The 17755-nt window shown below is 65.1% G+C and carries 17 protein-coding genes; 8 read left to right on the top strand and 9 right to left on the bottom strand.

Translation table 11 applies throughout. The annotated features are described in order from the left end of the window. Window positions 1-26 precede the first annotated feature (26 nt). Window positions 27-830 carry a 2,5-didehydrogluconate reductase DkgB gene (gene dkgB / locus RR51_RS16195; RefSeq protein ID WP_039614085.1) on the top strand — a complete coding sequence of 268 codons (804 nt, stop codon included), beginning with the start codon at window positions 27-29 and terminating at the stop codon, window positions 828-830. 4 nt (window positions 831-834) lie between these two features. Next, the gene (locus RR51_RS16190) at window positions 835-1806 is read left to right on the top strand and encodes a TIGR03571 family LLM class oxidoreductase (protein WP_039614084.1); all 972 of its coding nucleotides are present in this window, start codon (window positions 835-837) and stop codon (window positions 1804-1806) included. A 91-nt stretch (window positions 1807-1897) separates the two neighbouring features. Here RR51_RS16190 and RR51_RS16185 read toward each other — a convergent pair whose 3' ends face one another. Both RR51_RS16185 and RR51_RS16180 read right to left on the bottom strand, forming a co-directional pair. After that, complete coding sequence (locus RR51_RS16185; RefSeq protein ID WP_039614083.1) at window positions 1898-3253, bottom strand: ATP-binding protein; 1356 nt, start codon at window positions 3251-3253, stop codon at window positions 1898-1900. After that, window positions 3250-3960: a response regulator gene (locus RR51_RS16180; RefSeq protein ID WP_039614082.1), complete on the bottom strand. Its 711-nt coding sequence runs from the start codon at window positions 3958-3960 to the stop codon at window positions 3250-3252. The genes RR51_RS16185 and RR51_RS16180 overlap by 4 nt, the downstream gene beginning before the upstream one ends. Window positions 3961-4128: 168 nt before the next feature. Here RR51_RS16180 and RR51_RS16175 point away from each other — a divergent pair, with 168 nt between their 5' ends. From RR51_RS16175 to RR51_RS16155, 5 genes are all read left to right on the top strand, one after another. Continuing rightward, window positions 4129-4911: an MlaA family lipoprotein gene (locus tag RR51_RS16175; protein WP_039614081.1), complete on the top strand. Its 783-nt coding sequence runs from the start codon at window positions 4129-4131 to the stop codon at window positions 4909-4911. Beyond that, complete coding sequence (locus RR51_RS16170) at window positions 4901-5134, top strand: hypothetical protein (RefSeq protein ID WP_039614080.1); 234 nt, start codon at window positions 4901-4903, stop codon at window positions 5132-5134. Before RR51_RS16175 ends, RR51_RS16170 begins: the two co-directional genes overlap by 11 nt. A 270-nt stretch (window positions 5135-5404) precedes the next feature. Further along, on the top strand, window positions 5405-6637 hold the full coding sequence (locus RR51_RS16165; RefSeq protein ID WP_039614079.1) for an MFS transporter: 1233 nt from the start codon (window positions 5405-5407) through the stop codon (window positions 6635-6637). Window positions 6638-6673: 36 nt separating this feature from the next. Then, complete coding sequence (locus tag RR51_RS16160) at window positions 6674-7447, top strand: AraC family transcriptional regulator (protein WP_003256408.1); 774 nt, start codon at window positions 6674-6676, stop codon at window positions 7445-7447. Window positions 7448-7556: 109 nt separating this feature from the next. Further along, complete coding sequence (locus RR51_RS16155) at window positions 7557-8705, top strand: M14 family metallopeptidase (protein WP_015269738.1); 1149 nt, start codon at window positions 7557-7559, stop codon at window positions 8703-8705. Between the two features lie 193 nt (window positions 8706-8898). Here RR51_RS16155 and RR51_RS16150 read toward each other — a convergent pair whose 3' ends face one another. The 7 genes from RR51_RS16150 to RR51_RS16120 all read right to left on the bottom strand — a co-directional run bounded on the left by RR51_RS16150 (window position 8899) and on the right by RR51_RS16120 (window position 15227). Then, on the bottom strand, window positions 8899-9867 hold the full coding sequence (locus tag RR51_RS16150; RefSeq protein ID WP_039614078.1) for a Csu type fimbrial protein: 969 nt from the start codon (window positions 9865-9867) through the stop codon (window positions 8899-8901). Continuing rightward, window positions 9864-12161 (bottom strand): fimbria/pilus outer membrane usher protein, encoded by a 2298-nt coding sequence (locus RR51_RS16145; RefSeq protein WP_039614112.1) that lies wholly within the window; start codon window positions 12159-12161, stop codon window positions 9864-9866. The genes RR51_RS16150 and RR51_RS16145 overlap by 4 nt, the downstream gene beginning before the upstream one ends. Before the next feature lie 99 nt (window positions 12162-12260). After that, a complete protein-coding gene (locus RR51_RS16140) occupies window positions 12261-13037 on the bottom strand; it encodes a fimbrial biogenesis chaperone (RefSeq protein WP_039614077.1) in 777 nt (258 codons plus the stop codon). Between the two features lie 39 nt (window positions 13038-13076). Then, window positions 13077-13580, bottom strand: a complete 504-nt coding sequence (locus RR51_RS16135; RefSeq protein ID WP_039614076.1) for a Csu type fimbrial protein — start codon at window positions 13578-13580, stop codon at window positions 13077-13079. A gap of 3 nt (window positions 13581-13583) precedes the next feature. Further along, window positions 13584-14114, bottom strand: a complete 531-nt coding sequence (locus RR51_RS16130) for a Csu type fimbrial protein (RefSeq protein WP_039614075.1) — start codon at window positions 14112-14114, stop codon at window positions 13584-13586. An 18-nt stretch (window positions 14115-14132) separates the two neighbouring features. Further along, a complete protein-coding gene (locus RR51_RS16125) occupies window positions 14133-14669 on the bottom strand; it encodes a Csu type fimbrial protein (protein WP_039614074.1) in 537 nt (178 codons plus the stop codon). Window positions 14670-14699: 30 nt separating this feature from the next. Beyond that, the gene (locus RR51_RS16120) at window positions 14700-15227 is read right to left on the bottom strand and encodes a Csu type fimbrial protein (protein ID WP_039614073.1); all 528 of its coding nucleotides are present in this window, start codon (window positions 15225-15227) and stop codon (window positions 14700-14702) included. Between the two features lie 263 nt (window positions 15228-15490). Here RR51_RS16120 and RR51_RS16115 point away from each other — a divergent pair, with 263 nt between their 5' ends. Next, entirely contained in the window at window positions 15491-17740 is a 2250-nt protein-coding gene (locus RR51_RS16115) for an ATP-binding protein (protein WP_039614072.1), read from the top strand. Window positions 17741-17755 lie beyond the last annotated feature (15 nt).

Here is a 17755-nt window from a genome sequence, read left to right as displayed (position 1 = left end):
CCCCCTCACTCACCAGGAGCAGATCCATGAGCGTTCCATCCTTCGGCCTCGGCACCTTTCGCCTAACCGGCCAAGCCGTCATCGATTCGGTCAAGTCGGCCCTGGAACTTGGCTACCGCGTCATCGACACCGCACAGATCTACAAGAACGAAGCCGACGTCGGCCAGGCCATCGCCGAAAGCGGCGTCAAGCGCGGCGAGCTGTTCATCACAACCAAGATCTGGGTCGAAAACTACGCCGCCGACAAGCTGGTCCCCAGCCTGCGCGACAGCCTGAAAAAACTGCGCACCGACTACGTCGACCTGCTGCTGATCCACTGGCCGGCCCCAGGCAACGGCGTTGCGCTGCCCGAGTACATGGCCGCCCTGGCCGAAGCCAAGAAGCTGGGCCTGGCCCGCCAGATCGGTGTGTCCAACTTCAACATCGAACTGACCCGCCAGGCCATCGAAGTGGTCGGCGAAGGCGAAATCGCCACCAACCAGATCGAACTCAGCCCCTACCTGCAGAACGGCAAGCTGACCGCGTTCCTCAAGGAGCAAGGCATCACCGTCACCTCGTACATGACCCTGGCCTACGGCAAGGTGCTCAAAGACCCGGTACTGGCCGACATCGCTGCCAAGCACAAGGCCACCGTGGCCCAGGTTGCCCTGGCCTGGGCCCTGCAGCTGGGCTACGCGGTGATCCCGTCGTCGACCAAGCGGGAAAACCTGGCCAGCAACCTGCTCGCTCGTGACCTGAAGCTGGACGCTGACGACATGGCACGCATCGCCAAGCTCGAGCGCAACGGCCGTGAAGTCAGCCCTGACGGCCTGGCGCCAATCTGGGATTGATGCCATGACAACGCCCCTCGAACGCCTGACCGCTGGCGGCTTCAGCATCGGCCTGGAAGCGCCGCTGGACCACGACTGGACGCCCGCCGGCGACCAGGCGCGGCGCCGCGATGGCCGCCAGTTCGGCGAGCCGGACCTGGCCCGCCACGCAGAACTGGCACAACTGGCCGACCGCCTGGGCTACCGCGCCCTGTGGGTCCGCGATGTGCCGCTGTACGACCCGTCGTTCGGCGATGCCGCCCAGGTGTTCGAGGTGTTTGCCTACCTCGGCTACCTGGCCGGGGTAACCCGCGACATCCTGCTTGGCACGGCTGCCGTGGTGCTGCCGATTCGCGAACCGCTGCTGACCCTGAAATCGGCCAACAGCGTGCAGCGCCTCAGTGGCAACCGCCTGCTGCTGGGCGTGGCCAGTGGTGACCGGCCGGTGGAGTACCCACTGTTCGGCCGGGATTTCGAGGGGCGTGGCGACGCATTTCGCAAACAGGTCGCGCTGCTGCGTGATGGTGCCAACGGCCACCTGCCCGAAGGGCTGACCGTGCTGCCCAGCACCGCTTCGCCGCTACCGTTGCTGGTAGCCGGCCTGGCCCAGCAGAGCCCGGAATGGACCGGCAGCAACCTCGACGGCTGCCTGGCCTACCCCGGCACACCGGACGACCACCGGCACCGGGTCGCCGCCTGGCGCGCGGTGGCAGGCAACAAGCCCTACAGCAGCTTCATCCACCTGGACCTGGCGGACAACCCTGACGAACCGTTGCAACGCTGGCGTTTCGGTTTCCGCGGCGGCCGCAAGGCGCTGGCGGCCGAGCTCCGCGCCCTGCGTACGGCGGGCGTCGACCATATCGGCCTGCACCTGAGGCGTAACGTGCGGCCGCTGGACGAAACCCTGCGCGAAATTGCCGAATACGTATTGCCACAATTCAATGAGAAAAAAGCCCAACTGACGGAGGCCACCCCAAGACAGGCACACGCGCAATGAAGGGCGGGCGCGTCCTGTTAACCCTGGCCATCGGCGCCTTCGGCATCGGCCCCACCGAGTTCACCCCGGGCTCAGCGAACTGGGGCTCTGATCAGCCCTGCGGCAGCATGATCCTGACTTCCAGCCCGCCACCCGGGCGGTTGCCCAGGGTCACGCTGCCCCCCTGCTCCAGCACGATGGCACGTGCTGCGGGCAGGCCCAGCCCCACGCCACCGGTATTGCGGTTGCGAGAACCTTCGATACGGTAGAACGGCGCGAATACCTGCTCGTGCAGCTCCGGCGCAATGCCCGGCCCGCGATCCTGCACGGTAATCTCGATCTGCCTGGCGTTTACCGCCAACACCACCGTGGGCTCGCAGCCGTATTTCGCTGCATTGTCGATCAAGTTGACCAGCACCCGCTTGATACCCACCGGCCGCCCCGTATACACACAGCGACGCGGCCCGCTGAGGCCGACCTCGACCCCCGCATCCTTGAAGTCGTCCACCACGGTCAGCAGCAGCTCGCCGAGGTCGAATACGGTCGTCTGTTCCAACCGCGCGTCATCACGGAAAAACCCCAACGCCGCATCTACCATCGCCTGCATCTCGTCGACGTCCTTGAACAACTTGGCCTGTAGCTGGGCATCGTCGATGAACTCGGCGCGCAAGCGCATGCGGGTCAGCGGTGCACGCAGGTCATGGGAGATGGCCGCGAGCATCTGGGTACGGTCGTTGAGAAAATGCTTGAGCTGCGCCTGGGTGGCGTTGAACGCAAGAATGGTCTGACGCAGGTCGTGCGGGCCGACCACCGGAATGGGCGGGGCGTTGAAGTCCTTGCCAAAACGCCGCGCACCTTCGGCAAAGCGCTCCAGCGGCTTGGCCAGGTAGCGGGTGGCCAGCAGCGCGACGACAAGGCTGGAAACCAGCATCAGCCCGAGGATGATCAGGTTGCGCGGCAGTTCGTCCAGGCCCCAGCTACGGCTGGTGGCACGGAACAGCACCCAGGACTTGTCGGTCAGCTCGATCATCAGCGCATAACCACGTTCAGGTGCGTACTCCGGCATGTCGGACGGTGCGAAGGCCTCGACCCTGGCATCCGGGCGCTTGAGCAATGCGCGCAGGATAGGCGTGCCCTCGCTGAACTCGGCATCGACCAGCACGGGTACGCCCGCTTCGTCATGGCGGCGCAGCCAGCGCACGGAGTATGAGCCGTCGCCCGCCGCACTGGCGATGTTGGCGCGCTGCGCCATGGGCGCGACGTCGAGGATGCGAGTGACCGCTGCAACCTTCTCGATCACCCCGCTCTCCAGCAGCGGTGGCTGGGCCCAGACACTCAGCAACAGGCTGAACAGCCCCTTGAGCAGCAACAGGAACAGCATCGCCGTCAGGGTGGTCAGCGCGATCCAGCGGGCAATGGTGATCCTGGGCCGTGGCAGGGCCTGGCGAACCCAGGCGAGCAGCTTCATCGCTTCGCGACCGTGGGCGTGAACAAATAACCGGCGTTGCGCAGGGTACGGATCAAGGGCTCGTTGCCGTTGTCGGTTTCAAGCTTGCGGCGCAGCCGGCTGACCTGGACGTCGATGCTGCGATCATAGGCGTCGTAGGCATCGCCACGGGCCATGTCCAGCAACTGCTGGCGGCTGAGCACCCGCCGCGGATGTTCGGCGAACACCAGCAGCAGCTCGAACTCACCGTTGGACAAGGGGATCATGACGTTGTCCGGCGAACGCAGCTCGCGCCGCACCACATCCAGCCGCCAGCCGGCAAACTCCAGGGTCGCGCAGGCATGGCCCGCCGCGCTCCCGGCCGCTTCGCCGGCACGGCGCAGCACTGCCCTCACCCGGGCCAGCAGTTCACGGGCGGCGAACGGCTTCGTCAGGTAGTCGTCTGCCCCCAGCTCCAGGCCAACCACCCGGTCACTCAACTCGCCCATGGCGGTGAGCATGATCACTGCCACCTTGTGCTCGGCCAGCAGGCGCTGGCACAACACCAGGCCACTGTCGCCAGGCAGCATCACATCCAGGATGACCAGGTCCGGCACCCGCCGCTCGACGGCCTGCCACAGCGCCTTGCCATCCTTGGCCACATCAACCTCGTAGCCATGTTGGCAGAGAAACTTCTGCAGCAGGTCGAGCACCTCGACATCATCGTCGACTATCAGCAAATGGCTCACAAAAAAGCACCGCAAAACAAGGTTATCAAGCCGTACTTTAAGGCCATCCCCACGTAGCCGTCATATATTTCAACCCGGAAACAAAGTGTCGACGCCGAGACAATCCGGACATTACCAGGCAAAGAAAACTGCGCAGCATCGCTGCCAGTTCTTGCCAGGAATGTATCTATGTCCCGTTCATCATCCGCCTCCCGCTCAGCGCGCTCAGCCGCGCTGGCCTTGTCGCTGCTTGCGGCGGGAGGCTGCAGCCAACGTGCACCGGCCACGGCGGCCTGCGGCAATGTCGCCTATCAGGTCAGTGACCCGGCGGAGCCCGCCAACCGCGCCGTATTCGCCTTCAACCGCACGGTCGACGACTATCTGCTGGCCCCCGTCGCACGGGGCTACACCGCGCTGCCCGGTTTTGCCCAGCAGGGCATGCACAACTTTGCCAGCAACTTCGGTGAGCCGAAGGTGTTCGTCAACGACCTGCTGCAGGGCAACGGCGAACGGGCGATGACCAGCCTCTCCCGCTTCATCTTCAACACCACCCTGGGTGTGGCAGGGCTCGTCGACGTGTCTGGCAAGATGGGGCTGAGCCAGCATCGCTCGGACTTTGGCCAGACTTTCGGGGTGTGGGACATCGCCTCTGGCCCCATCGTCGAGCTGCCGCTGCTGGGCACCCACAACCTGCGTGATGCCACAGGCACGCTGCTGGGCCTGGCACTGGACCCGTTTGGCGGCAACAGCGATACCGTCGAAACCATGGGCAACGTAGCCACGGCCGGCGGCATCGTCGATGCACGGGCCGAAGCACTGCCACTGACCGACCTGCTGCGCACCTGGCCTGACTACTACGTTGCGATGCGTGACTACACCGCGCAGCGGCGCAGCAACCGGGTGGCAGAAGGCAAGGCCGGCGAGCCGGGCACCTGGCCAGTGGAGTGCGCAGGGGGTGCCCATGAAGAATGATGCCCAAGGCGCCATGCTGCTGTTCAGGCGCCTGGAAGGCGCTGCCCGGCAACCGCTGTTGCTGCATGAACTGGAGGCCCGGGTTTCGGCCGATGGCCGCAGCCTGGTGCTGAGCCGCTATCGCGAACGCTTTACCGCCGAGGGCAAGCCCTACCGACACGAGGCTCACCGCAGCGTACCGATTGCAGCATTGCTGCGCTGGGCGGCGCGGCACGAACGATGAATTCGAGGGCGGCCAAGTGTCAGCAGGGACCCTGTGGGAGCGGCTTTAGCCGCGAACACCGGCGCAGCCGGTGCCATACACCGCGCTGGATTCTTCGCGGGTGAACCCGCTCCCACAGGGTACGCGGACCGCCTGCGAATTCAGGGCGTCAGGCCCGGAATGTCCGAAACGCGACAGTGGCTGCCTGTTCGGCGTGAGACAGGCAAACCGGGCACTGGCTACCCTTCTTCGGCAAATGCCTTGTTCCCTTTCGCCAGAAGAAGATCGCCCATGACGACCTCCACCGCCTCCATGGCCGCCACCACACCTGCCGACCAACCCCAGGGCTTTCTGGTCCGCATCGTCGGCGCTGCGGCATTCGCCCACCTCCTCAACGACCTGATCCAGGCCGTGCTGCCGTCCATCTACCCGATGCTCAAGAGCGATTTCGCACTCAGCTTTGCCCAGATCGGCTGGATCGCCCTCATCTACCAGGTGACCGCGTCCTTGCTGCAACCCTGGGTCGGCCTGTACACCGACAAGCACCCGCAACCCTACCTGCTGCCGGCCGGCATGCTGGTGACGCTGGTGGGCATCGCCCTGCTCGCCTTCGCCAGCAGTTATGAAATGCTGCTGGTGGCTGCCGCGGTGGTCGGCGTGGGCTCGGCGACCTTCCACCCCGAAGCCTCGCGAGTGGCCAGGATGGCCTCCGGCGGGCGCTTTGGCACCGCGCAATCGACCTTCCAGGTCGGTGGCAACACCGGCTCGGCCCTCGGCCCGCTGTTGACCGCTGCCATCGTCATTCCGCACGGCCAGCCGGCCATCGCCTGGTTCATGCTGGCGGCCGCGCTGGCGGTATTCGTGCTGCTGCGGGTGACCGGCTGGACCGTGCGTCACGGCCAGACCCGGCTCAAGACCTTCGCCGGCCAGCAGGCCCCCGGCCTGTCGCGTGGCGCCATGTGGCGCGCCGTGGCGGTCATCGCCGTGCTGATGTTCGCCAAGTTCGTCTACATCGCCTCGTTCACCAACTATTTCACCTTCTACCTGATCGAGCATTTCGGCCTGAGCGTGCAGCACAGCCAGCTGTACCTGTTCGTGTTCCTCGCGGCCGTGGCCCTGGGCACCTTCGCTGGTGGCCCGGTGGGTGACCGTATCGGGCGCAAGGCGGTGATCTGGGTCTCGTTCCTCGGCGTGGCGCCCTTCGCCCTCGCCCTGCCCTACGCCAACCTGGCCTGGACGGCGGTACTGGCGGTGGCCATCGGCCTGGTGATGTCCTCGGCCTTCGCCGCCCTGGTGGTGTATGCCCAGGAGGCCGTGCCGGGCCGGGTCGGCATGGTGTCGGGGGTGATGTTCGGGTTGATGTTCGGTATCAGCGGCATCGGCGCCGCCGGGCTCGGCGAACTGGCCGACCGGCATGGCATCGAGTGGGTGTACCAGATCATCTCGTTCCTGCCGCTGCTGGGGTTGGCCACCGCGCTGCTGCCGGCAACCCGCTCGCAAGCCCGCCCCAGCCGCTGCTGTTAAAGTGGGCGTGCCAGGCTGCCCGTACATGAGGTCGAAATGCTGAAGCCGCAGCACGAATTGCTGGTGGAGGTGGATGAGTGGAGCTGGGAGGTGGGCAGCCGTGCGACGGACTACCCGACCGACTGGTTCATCGAGCCCCACAGCCATGCCAAGCATCAACTGATCTATGCCACCAAAGGCCTGATGATCGTCGAGTCCGGTAACGAACGCTGGACCGTGCCTCCCAGCCGCGGCGTATGGATGCCTTGCGGCCAGGTGCACGCGATACGCTGCGTGGGCGAGGTGAAGATGCGCAGTGTGTTCGTGCGCGCCGACGCGGCAGTGCAGTTGCCCCTGCAGAGCAAGGCGATCAGTATCTCGCCGTTGCTCAGCGAACTGATCAAGGCCTCCGTAGGCTTTACCGCGCCGTTTGCCGAAGACTCGCGTGAAGCCCGGGTGATGCGCCTGATCCTCGACGAGATCTGCGTGCTGCCGACCTTGCCGCTGAAGCTGTCGCAGCCCGGCGACAAGCGCCTGCAGGCGATCTGCTCCGCGCTGCACGAGCGGCCTGACGATAACGCCACCGTGGCCGACTGGGGCCAGCAGCTGGGAGTGGACGAAAAGACCATCCAGCGCCTGTTCCGCAAGGAAACCGGCATGACCTTCGGCCAGTGGCGCCAGCAGGCGCGGCTGATGCAGGCACTGGAGCGGATCGCCCTGGGCGAGCGGATCATCGATGTGGCGGGGACGCTGGGGTATGACAGCCCCAGTGCCTTCGCCAGCATGTTCAAGCGCCAGTTCGGTATCACGCCGAGTCAGTTCTTCAAATAGCCTGTAGGAAACATATGAGATCGCCCCCGCGTCGCCTGATCTCGCACAGCAACCCTGTCAAGCCGTGTACAGTACCCTCACAACAAAGCCCCCAGAAGGAGCCCGGCACATGACCGTGACGCTGTCCCCCCTGCAGATCGACTGCGATTTCGACTCCGGCAACATCCAGGTGCTGGATGCCAGCAACCCGGCCCGGGTGCACCTGGCCATCCGCCCGGACACCCACAGCGGCCACTACCAGTGGTTCCACTTCAAGGTCAGCGGGCTGACGCCAGGCCAGGTCCATCGCTTCAGCCTCGACAACGCCTCCGGTTCCTCCTACAAGAACGCCTGGAGCGGCTACAACGCCGTGGCCTCCTACGACCAGCAAACCTGGTTCCGCGTCCCCAGCCAGTTCGACGGCACGGCGCTGTCGTTCGAGGTAAAGGCCGAACAGCCGCACATCTGGTTCGCCTACTTCGAGCCCTACCCGCGTGCTCGTCACAACCAGCTGATCGAACGTGCACGGCAACTGCCGGGGGTGGAATTGCTCGCCAGTGGCCGCAGCGTACAGGGCCGCGACATTCCCCTGCTGCGTGCCGGTGATGGTGCCGCAGGCAAGCGCAAGCTGTGGCTGATTGCCCAGCAACACCCGGGCGAACACATGGCCGAATGGTTCATGGAGGGCGTGATCGACCGTCTGCAGGCCAACGACGAGGTGATCCGGCAGTTGCTGGCCAAGGCCGACCTGTACCTGATCCCCAACATGAACCCCGACGGTGCCTTCCTCGGCCACCTGCGCACCAACTTCAAGGGCAAGGACCTCAACCGTGCCTGGCAAGACGCCAGCGTCGAGCTGAGCCCCGAGGTTTTCTTCGCCCAGGCACAGATGAAGCAACACGGCGTGGATGCGTTCATCGACGTGCATGGCGACGAAGAGATTCCCCATGTGTTCACCGCGGCCTGCGAGGGCAACCCGGGCTACACGCCGCGTCTGGCCAAACTGGAGGAGCAGTTCCGCAGCACCCTGTGCAGCCTGACCCGCGACTTCCAGACCGTGCATGGCTATACCCGCGACGAACCGGGGCAAGCCAACACGACGCTGGCCTGCAATGCGGTGGGGATGGCGCATGACTGCCTGTCACTGACCCTGGAAATGCCGTTCAAGGACCATGACGACGCACCGGATGCCGTCACCGGGTGGTCGGGGGCGCGCTCGAAGGCGTTGGCCGGGGCGGTGCTTGAGACCTTGGCGAAGATGGTTGGCGATTTGCGCTGACTGAAACGGCCCATCACCGGCAAGTCGGCTCTCACAGGACTGCACATGACTCATGGAATTAGCAGGGCCCCTGTGGGAGCGGCTTTAGCCGCGAACACCGGCGTAGCCGGTGCCATGCACCGCGTTGGATTCTTCGCGGCTAAAGCCGCTCCCACAGGTTACGCGGACCGCCGCTCCCACAAGGTCCCTGCGCTCAGAACTGCACATCCAGAATCACGCTGTCGGTATAGGTCGCAGCCGGGGGTGTAGCCTGGTCGGTGTAGACCTTGGCGTTGTAGTTGAACACCTGGCTACCGGTGCCGGTCCCCGTGCCGGGGTTCACATCGGCATCGGCACTGGCCCGCCGCGCAGCCCCTGTCGAACCCCAGCGCACCGCACCGGCGCCCTTGAAAATGTCATAGGCCAGGTAGTTGTTGGCCGCCGACTTCATCCGCCGTCGACCATTGGCCACGTTCTGCCCGTCATCCAGACCCACCGTGTAGTTGCTGCCCTTGGTGCACGACACGCTCAGGCTCTGGCTCACCGTGCCGAACCCCGCCACCACCGGCGCGCTGGCGAAGTTGATGCTGGGCGTGGTGATCTGGCAGTCGTTGGTCACCGTCATGCTTACCAGCAGGGTCCTGGTACCGGAGCCCTGGTCTCGCCCGATGCAAAGCCCGCCAACACCAATCCCGTCGCAATAGTCCCAGGTCCACTCGACATCGAGGATTTCCTGATATAGCCCCGCCGATACGTTGCTGCCCACCTGCGTGCGCATGTAGATAGGCACGTTCTTCGGTGTACCGTTGAGCAACCCGAGCAAGTCGAGGATGCCGGTGGTCCTGAATTCGAAGGGGGTGCCACGGGTGATCGGATAGTTGGTTGTGGCGTCGGCATAGAGGGTGTAGGGGATCACATCCCCGGTAGGCCCTACCAGGCCGCTGGTGGTGGATGTGATCTTGATCTTGAAGGAGTCGGTGCTACTGAGCACGCTGATCACCGAACCGTTGCATTGCAGGCCCGAGTTGGTGCTGGAAGCTGTCTGGACCGTGCCACGTACCTGAGTCGAGTTGAGCGAACCAAACGCCGCCGGAGCAGTCAACACTGACGTGCACTTGGCCCAGGCCGAGCCCGCCCACAACAACAAGGCGCATGCCCACAAACCACGCCAGCAGGCCTTCACTTGCACACCAACGGGCCAATCAACGGGATCGAACCTTGCGACTCAGGCAGGTCGAACGCCACCTGGCAATGCCCGCCCCCCTGCAACTCAACCAGCAGTCGGTTATGCGGCGTCAGGTTCTCCACATAAACCAGGCCATCCCAACCGACCACCGCCTGGCTGCCACTTTCTGCATGGGTGACACGGCTGCCCAGCTTGAGTACCTGCTGTTCGGCGTCCACCAGTTCGAGGCTGGCCGCCAGCACGCGCCTGAGCGGGAACTCCAGCAAGTAGCCGCTGCCGCGGCGCACCGCCACCCGCTGTTCCACTTCCGGCGCGAGGATGTCCGGCGGCAAGCCCATGGGGTCGATCTCGTACTTGCCGCGGTAGTAACCGCTGCTGTACGGCACCAGCAGGTGACCATCGGCATCGGTACGGCCGACCTCCTGGTTTTCATAGCGCACCGGCACGTCGGCGTAACCACTGGTGCTGACTAACACGAAGGCATCGTCGATACGGTTGGCAGCGAACAGCCCGGCATCCATCCAAACCAGCGAGCCACTGGCGTCGGCCCAGCGGGTCATCTCTCCACTGCTGCCATACAAACCGGCCTGCAACTGCACCGACTGCAGGCGCCAGGTGACATCGGCCTGGCGGTAGGCATCGCGCTCGCTACCGGCGGCGTAGCCCAGGTTGTAACCAACACCACCCCCCACCGGCGTCGCGCGGCTGTAGTTGACCCGCTGCAGGGTTTCGCCTTGCTGGCTGCGCTCCATGCCCAGGGCCAGGGTGCCGTGCAGGTCGAACGGGATCACCAGTTGCGCCTGCACTGCCCACTGGCTGTCCCCCACTTCACGGTTGGCCGACAGATAAACGCTGCTGTTGCCCCACAGCGGCCTGCTGTAGCTCAGGTTGATCAGCCGGGTACGTGTGCCGTCGCCGGCGCGCACATCGAAATAGCCGGCGCCGATGTTGCCGTATTCGTTCAGGTTCAGGCTCAGCGTGACCTGCTCGCTGCGCTGGCTCAGCTGTATGTCCCGGCTGTCGACCCGGGTCAGGTCGGCATAGTCGCCATGGCGTTGCAGGCGCTGGTAGCTGAAGCCGATGCGCTGGCTGTTGTACTGGTAGCCGAGGGCGACCTGGTGGCCCTTGTCGCCGTCGAACCGGCTCTGCGCCAGCGCCGCATTTAGCACGCCGAAGTTGCCTAGCCGCATGTTGCCACCCAGGCCTCCCAGCATCAGCGATTCGGCGCTTTCGGCATGGGTCTCCAGGGTGAAGACGTCGCTGACCCCGTAGCGCAGGCTGGCCGAAGCAACCCCGGGGCCGTAGGCAAAATCGCGCACCCCGTAGTCACGCCGCAGGCTGCCGGCCGCTACCGAATAATCCGCCAGGCCCTGCTGCAGCAGGCTGCTGGTGACGTAGAACGGCAAGGTGGTCGACACCTGCCGGCCAAGGGCATCGGTGGTGACCACCACCGCCTCCCCGGCGCCGTTGATGAACGGCACGTTGGTCAAGGTGTAGGGACCCGGCTGCAATTCGCTGGTGCTGGACTTGTAGCCATTGATGAACAGGTCCAGCGAGGTCGGCACCGCCGCTTCACCGGAGAACGCCGGCAGCGGATAGGTGACCAGGTCGGGGCGTACAGCGAAATCGCGCGACAACTGCAGGCCACCGACCCGCACCGAGCTGGTCCAGGGCAAGGCCCCGGTCACCAGGTCACCGGCTTCGTAGGTCAGCAGGCGCTGCTCGTCGGTGAAACGCCAGGTGGTGTCGTAGCGCAAGAAGCCTTGGCGCATATCGTCGGTCGGCGCACCATTGAACGACTGGCGCCACTGCCCGCTGCTGGAGAACGTTCCCCAGCTGTCGAACAGGCGCAGTTCGTTCCAGGCCGCCAGGTAGCTGCCGCCGTCATCGGTGTCGTTCAGGTACAGGTCGTAGTTGAACAAGGCGCCGAAACTGCTGCGTGCATCGCTGGCCGGGTACAGGTTGCGGTCGCCCAGTTGCTGGTCGGGCAGCCAGGCCGGCGGCACTTGCAGCAGCAGCCGCTGGTTCTGGCTGTCGTAGTCGGCATGCATCCCCACGATGGCCTCAAGCGCCACCTCGCCCTGGGGGGTGCCCGGCAGCGAAACTCCGGCCGCCCGCAACACCTCGCTATCCAGGTACAACTGCCCGGCACGCTGCTGCACCGGCACCAGCTCAGCCCTGGGCACCTGGTTCACCAGCAACTCGAGGTACAACGTGGCATCGGCGATGGCAGACATCTCCGTGGGCGGTGGCGGCAGGTCGTCGGCCAGCACCAGGCCAGGGCCGACCAGGGCAAGCCCCAGGCAACAACGGTGGGTCAGCCACCTCACACACGGTGTCCAACCATTGCCGGATTCTCCACGGCCTGTGCGCGGCATTCAGGCGCAGGCTCATTGGCTTTGGCGGATGGCGTCCGCGCTGCTCTGGCCGTTTACCCTCCCCTTGAGCACACTGCCGGCACTCGGTGTTAGCGGTGCCGGCCAGCGCATGCTGGCCCCCGGCAGCACATAACCCAGCAAGCCATCGGCCAGTGGTTTGCTCTGGCTGCCCTGCTGCACCACCACATCAGTCAGGCGTGCATGCACCGGGCCGGTGTTGCGCAGTTCCACGTACGGCTTGCCCTGCACGGTCACTGCACGCCAGCTGAGTTGCGGCTTGCCGACGCCCTCGGCATTGCCCTTGCCCTCAGGGCCTGCCTTGCCCCACAGGCCTTCGCCGTAGACGAACAGGGGTACCGAGTAGCGCATCTGCAGGCGGATCGCCGCGGTGGTGCCGGGCTCGGCCTTGTCCACCGGGATGGCGGGCGGGATTTCGTCGATGATGATGCGGTAGGCCTGCTCCTGGCCGACTGGCGAGGGGCCGGTGCGGGTCAGGCGGATCAATTGCTTCTGCCCGGGGGCGACGTTGGCCACCGGCGGGCTGCCAATGATCTCGCGCTGTGCCTGGTACTGTTCCTGGTAGTCACCTTGGCGCCAGGCGAACACCCGCACCTGCAGGTTGGCCGGTGCGGTTCCGCGGTTTTCCAGCCACAGTGCGCCAGCCTTCTGGTCAGCCTCCAATACCGGGTCGATCGGCCAGATCAGCACCGAGGTGGCCGCCCAGGCTGGCAGGCTCGCCAGCCACGATACTCCGATCAATCCTCGCGCCCACTTCGCGCCTGCCCCCATGAAGCTCTCCTTGGATACTGGTCGTTGGTGCCGATGCATTCACCAGGTCACCGTCACTTGCACCACATCGGTGTAAGTCCCCGCCGGCATCGTGCCGGTCAGCTGAACCCGCCCGTACACCGGCAGCTTGATCGCCGTCGGGTCGGTATAGCCCACGGCCACGCTCTGGCCGATCCCCAGGCTCTGGCTGTATGCCGCGTCCTGGTACAACTGGTAGGCCAGCACCTGCGTGCCGCCCGTGCGTTTGAGGTTGCGTGTGCCACCGGCACTGTTCTGCCCGCCATCCACGCTCATGCTCAAAGCCACGCCCGGGGTGCACTGGAAGGTCACCGTGGTACCCCCCAACGAGGTGCCGAGAGTTCCGGTGGCCAGTGCCGACTGCGAGCCGTAGTCGAGCGTCCCGTAGCTGGTCACGCCGCCCACCACCAGGCACCCGGCGACGATCTGCGCCGTCACCAGGAAGCTGCTGGTGGTCGCCGCATCCAGAGGCGCGGCCAGCAGCACGCCAAGGACGCTCATGCCGCCCGCCAGCCAGCTGCGCATGGTTCAGAACGACAGCTCGACGGACACTGTGTCGGTGTACTCCCCCGCCGGCAGGCCGACCTTGCCGCGCGCCTGGCCATACAGGTTGACGGTCTGGGCCACACCGCTGCTGAGCGGCAAGGTGATGGTGCCGTTGATGGCCAACACCTGCGTACGCCCGGCATCGGTGTAGAAGTCGTACGGCACGAAGTTGCCGACGCCATCCGCCAGCGCACGGCTGCCCCCGGCCGACTGGCCATCGTGGGAACCTGCACCCACGCGGATGACTGGTACCGTGCCAGCCGAACAGAGAATGCTGATCGCCCCACCGCCGCCGCCGATTACCTGGCCGTCGGCAGTGTTGAACAAGGCATCGTGAGTGCCGAAGTCCAAGGTACCGAAGTCTGCCCCCGAGGAGGCTGAGCTGCCGTTGACCTGACACGCTGCGGTCAATGTCAGCGTCGATTCGATAGTCCCAGTAGTGGCGGCCTGGGTCTGGTAACTCAGCATCAGCCCCAGACCGGCGAGGATGCAGCGTGAAAGGTTCGTTCGCATCGAAGTCTCCTTGTGTCGTTACCAGTCCAGGGTCACCCTCAGGGTGTCACGGTACAGGCCGGCTGGCAGCGCACGCGGTTGCGCCACTACCACACCGTAGATGGGGATCGGTATCTGCCGGGTACTGCTGATGGTGAAGGCACGGGCCTGGCCGATGCCGTAGCGGCTGTTACCACCTGGGTCGATCGCCAGTTGGTAGGGGATCAGCTCGCGGCCGTTGCTCAGCCGCCGTATGCCGTCACTGCCATTCAGGCCGCCGTTGATGCGCACGTTGAAAGCCCGCACCTCGGGCGTGCAACTGATCTGCAGGCTGCCTTCGCCGCTCACATCATCAACCCGGCTGCGCAGCGGCTGGCGCCAGTTCGGTCCGCGCTCGCCGAAGTCCATCACGCCGGGGTTACCCACCGTTGCCGGTTGCGTCTCGTTGCTGCTGATCTGGCAAGCACTGCTGATCACCAGCCGCGCCTGGATGAAACCGGTGCTGGTGCCATGCGCGGCACCACCGGGCACCAGCAGCGGGCCCAGGGAAAGCAGCAGGATCGAGGTGCGGTTCATGGCGTCGCGTCCTTGAGCATGGTGGCATCCCTACCAGGTGACGGTGACTTTGAGCAGGTCGGCGTACAGGCCTGCAGGCGGTATCCAGGCCAGCTTGTCGATCCGTGCATACAACGGCAGCTCGACCGAACCGCTGTCCGGCACCCGCGCCGAATGCGCCACATTCACCGCCAGCGGCTCGCGCCAGGCAGCGTCGCGGTAGAGGCGATAAGGTATGAGCCGGGCCGTGTCATCGTCACTGGCCAGAAAGCGCAACTCGCCGACGCCGCCATGCTGCCCACCATCGACGCGGACCTGATAGGGGGTGTGGGGATTGCATTCCAGGCGTGGCGGGCGCTGGCTCAGCAGCGCGCCGGTGAGCGGCGCACCTGGGCCATCCAGCCGTGCAGCAGCGCCCAGATCGATGCGCCCCAGCGCCTGCGCCCCAGCATCGCGGGGCTGGTTGACCAGCATGCAGCCACGCTGCACCAGCACCCGCACTTCCACCAGGAAGTCCGCCGCCATTGCGCTGCTGCTCAACATAAGGCCCAACAGGGCGGCCAGGTAGCGGTCCGTCACCTTATTATCCTTGTCGATGTCTGCTGACCTGAGCGTAGCAGCGACGTGACATCACGGTACTGGCATCGAGCCATTTTTTTGTATTAGCCAAAAAGCGCTACCACCTGAAAAAAAAACCACACGACACAGAACGCATCGCCGGCATTCTCCTCAAATGGCCAAGGGCCGTTATCCCGGCGGGTATTCTGTTAAGGTGTATTCCCTTCATCCTGCCTAGACTCATGCGGCATGCATGGACGGACACGACAGGAGCGTTTTCACAGATGATTGCAGACAGCACGCTCACCCAAGCCCTCGAGCGCTGCGCCCAGGAGCCGATCCAGCTGCCTGGCAGCATCCAGCCCCACGGCTTCCTTCTAGTGCTGGACGAAACCGACATGCGGGTACTCCAGGCCAGTGAAAATGTCGAGCAGTGGCTGGGCATACCGGCCAGTGATCTGATAGGTCGCGAGTTCGCCGAACTGGTCAGCGGTGCCTTCGACTTGCGCCTGCACCTGGCCCGCCTGCCGCAGGACGAGGTCTTTCCGTTCCACATCAGCGATGTGCACCTGCGCCAGGACGCTCCATATCGTGGCAACCTGCACCTGCTGGTCCATCGTCACGACCAGGTGCTGATCGCCGAATTCGAACCCCCTCGCCTGCCGGCCGATCTTGTCGGGCAAGGCGACTACTACCCGCTGGTGCGCAGCTTCGTAGGCCGCCTGCACCAGGCCGGCAGCCTCGAGGAACTGCTGCAGCAAGCAGTGCTGCAGCTCAAGCGCATCACCGGCTTTGGCAGGGTCAAGGCCTATCGCTTCGATGCCGAAGGCAACGGCCAGGTGCTGGCCGAGGTGGCCGACCCGGGCTACCCGAGCTACCTGGGCCTGTGTTTCCCCGCTTCGGACATACCGCGCCAGGCGCGCGAGCTGTACCGAATCAACCGCATCCGCGTGATCGAGGATGCCAACTACCAGGCCTCGCCGTTGCTGCCCGCTGCCAACCCACGCACCGGCAAGCCGCTGGACCTGAGCTTTGCCGCGCTGCGCAGCGTGTCGCCAGTGCACCTGCAGTACATGCGCAACATGGGTACCCTGGCATCGATGTCGCTGTCGATCGTGGTCGACGGGCAACTCTGGGGGCTGGTGTCCTGCCACCACGAACAGCCGCGCCCGGTGGACTTGCGCACCCGTACCGCCTGCGAACTGCTGGCCAGTGTGCTGTCGCTGCAGATCGAGTCGCGCGAGTCCCACGCCAACACTCGCCAGTTGCTCGAGCTGCGCCAGCACATCGTGCGCATGATCTCGTCCATGGCCGACCATGACAGTGTCGGCGACGGCCTGCGCGACTTGCCCGAAGTACTGCTGGCCTTCGCAGGCGCCCAAGGTGCCGCGGTCATTTCCGCCGAACGTTGCGACCTGATCGGCAAGACCCCTCCGGCCGCGCAGGTAAACGCCCTGGTGCACTGGCTCTCCCAGCGTGGCGAAGAGAGCGTGTTCCACAGCGACAACCTGTGCCGCGACATCGATGAACTGCCCGAGCTCGCGGCCCATGCAGGCGGTGTGCTGGCAGTGGCCATTTCCCAGATCCACTCGCACTACCTGCTGTGGTTCCGTCCCGAGCAGGTGCGCACGGTGAACTGGGCCGGGCAGCCGAACAAACAGGTCGGGCCGCAGGGCAACCTCGACCCGCGGCACAGTTTCGATAGCTGGCAGGAAAAACTGCGCGGCTACTGCGAACCCTGGCACCCGCTAGTCATCGAAGGCGTGCAGGAGCTGCGCACGGCAGTGCTGGGGATTGTCCTGCGCAAGGCCGAGGAACTGGCGCAGCTGGCTGGCGAACTGCGTCGCTCGAACAAGGAGCTCGAAGCGTTTTCCTACAGCGTGTCCCATGACCTGCGCGCACCCCTGCGCCATATTGCCGGCTACTCCGAACTGCTCGGCGAAATCGAGGGCCAGGGCCTCAGCGAGCGCGGCAGGCGCTTTCTGCAACACATCGAGGAAGCCGCGCATTTTGCCGGAAGCCTGGTCGACAACCTGCTCAACTTCTCGCAAATGGGCCGCTCTGCCCTGCGCCTGTCCGAGGTCGACCTCAACGCCCTGGTCGAGGCCATTCGCAGCGAACTGGCGCCCGACTACCAAAACCGCGAAATTGTCTGGGACATCGCCCAACTGCCCAAGGTGGTCGGTGACCCGGCGTTCATCAACATGGCCTTGCACAACCTGCTGGCCAACGCCATCAAATACACACGCGGGCGCACCCCGGCGCGCATCGGCATCAGCGCCGTGCAACATCCGGGCGAAACCGAGATCTGCATTCGCGACAACGGAGTGGGCTTCGACATGGCCTACGCCAACAAACTGTTCGGCGTGTTCCAGCGCCTGCACCGCATGGAAGACTTCGAAGGCACCGGGATCGGCCTGGCCAGCGTGCGTCGCATCATCGAACGCCATGACGGTCGGGTCTGGGCCCATGGCAAGGTTGGCCAGGGTGCAACCTTCCACTTCACCCTCCCGCGCCATCCCGCGACTACCTGAGGCACCGCTACCATC

Origin of the sequence: Pseudomonas sp. C5pp (assembly GCF_000814065.1) — a bacterium.
Lineage (GTDB): Bacteria > Pseudomonadota > Gammaproteobacteria > Pseudomonadales > Pseudomonadaceae > Aquipseudomonas > Aquipseudomonas asiatica.
This window is presented reverse-complemented; position numbering and strand designations above follow the sequence as displayed.

Coding starts and splice junctions, on each gene's coding strand:
- RR51_RS16130 (WP_039614075.1), bottom strand. CDS start 14,114: ATGCGAACGAACCTTTCACGCTGCATCCTCGCCGGTCTGGGGCTGATG.
- RR51_RS16165 (WP_039614079.1), top strand. CDS start 5,405: ATGACGACCTCCACCGCCTCCATGGCCGCCACCACACCTGCCGACCAA.
- RR51_RS16185 (WP_039614083.1), bottom strand. CDS start 3,253: ATGAAGCTGCTCGCCTGGGTTCGCCAGGCCCTGCCACGGCCCAGGATC.
- RR51_RS16140 (WP_039614077.1), bottom strand. CDS start 13,037: ATGGGGGCAGGCGCGAAGTGGGCGCGAGGATTGATCGGAGTATCGTGG.
- RR51_RS16160 (WP_003256408.1), top strand. CDS start 6,674: ATGCTGAAGCCGCAGCACGAATTGCTGGTGGAGGTGGATGAGTGGAGC.
- RR51_RS16190 (WP_039614084.1), top strand. CDS start 835: ATGACAACGCCCCTCGAACGCCTGACCGCTGGCGGCTTCAGCATCGGC.
- dkgB (WP_039614085.1), top strand. CDS start 27: ATGAGCGTTCCATCCTTCGGCCTCGGCACCTTTCGCCTAACCGGCCAA.
- RR51_RS16175 (WP_039614081.1), top strand. CDS start 4,129: ATGTCCCGTTCATCATCCGCCTCCCGCTCAGCGCGCTCAGCCGCGCTG.
- RR51_RS16135 (WP_039614076.1), bottom strand. CDS start 13,580: ATGCGCAGCTGGCTGGCGGGCGGCATGAGCGTCCTTGGCGTGCTGCTG.
- RR51_RS16155 (WP_015269738.1), top strand. CDS start 7,557: ATGACCGTGACGCTGTCCCCCCTGCAGATCGACTGCGATTTCGACTCC.
- RR51_RS16170 (WP_039614080.1), top strand. CDS start 4,901: ATGAAGAATGATGCCCAAGGCGCCATGCTGCTGTTCAGGCGCCTGGAA.
- RR51_RS16115 (WP_039614072.1), top strand. CDS start 15,491: ATGATTGCAGACAGCACGCTCACCCAAGCCCTCGAGCGCTGCGCCCAG.
- RR51_RS16125 (WP_039614074.1), bottom strand. CDS start 14,669: ATGAACCGCACCTCGATCCTGCTGCTTTCCCTGGGCCCGCTGCTGGTG.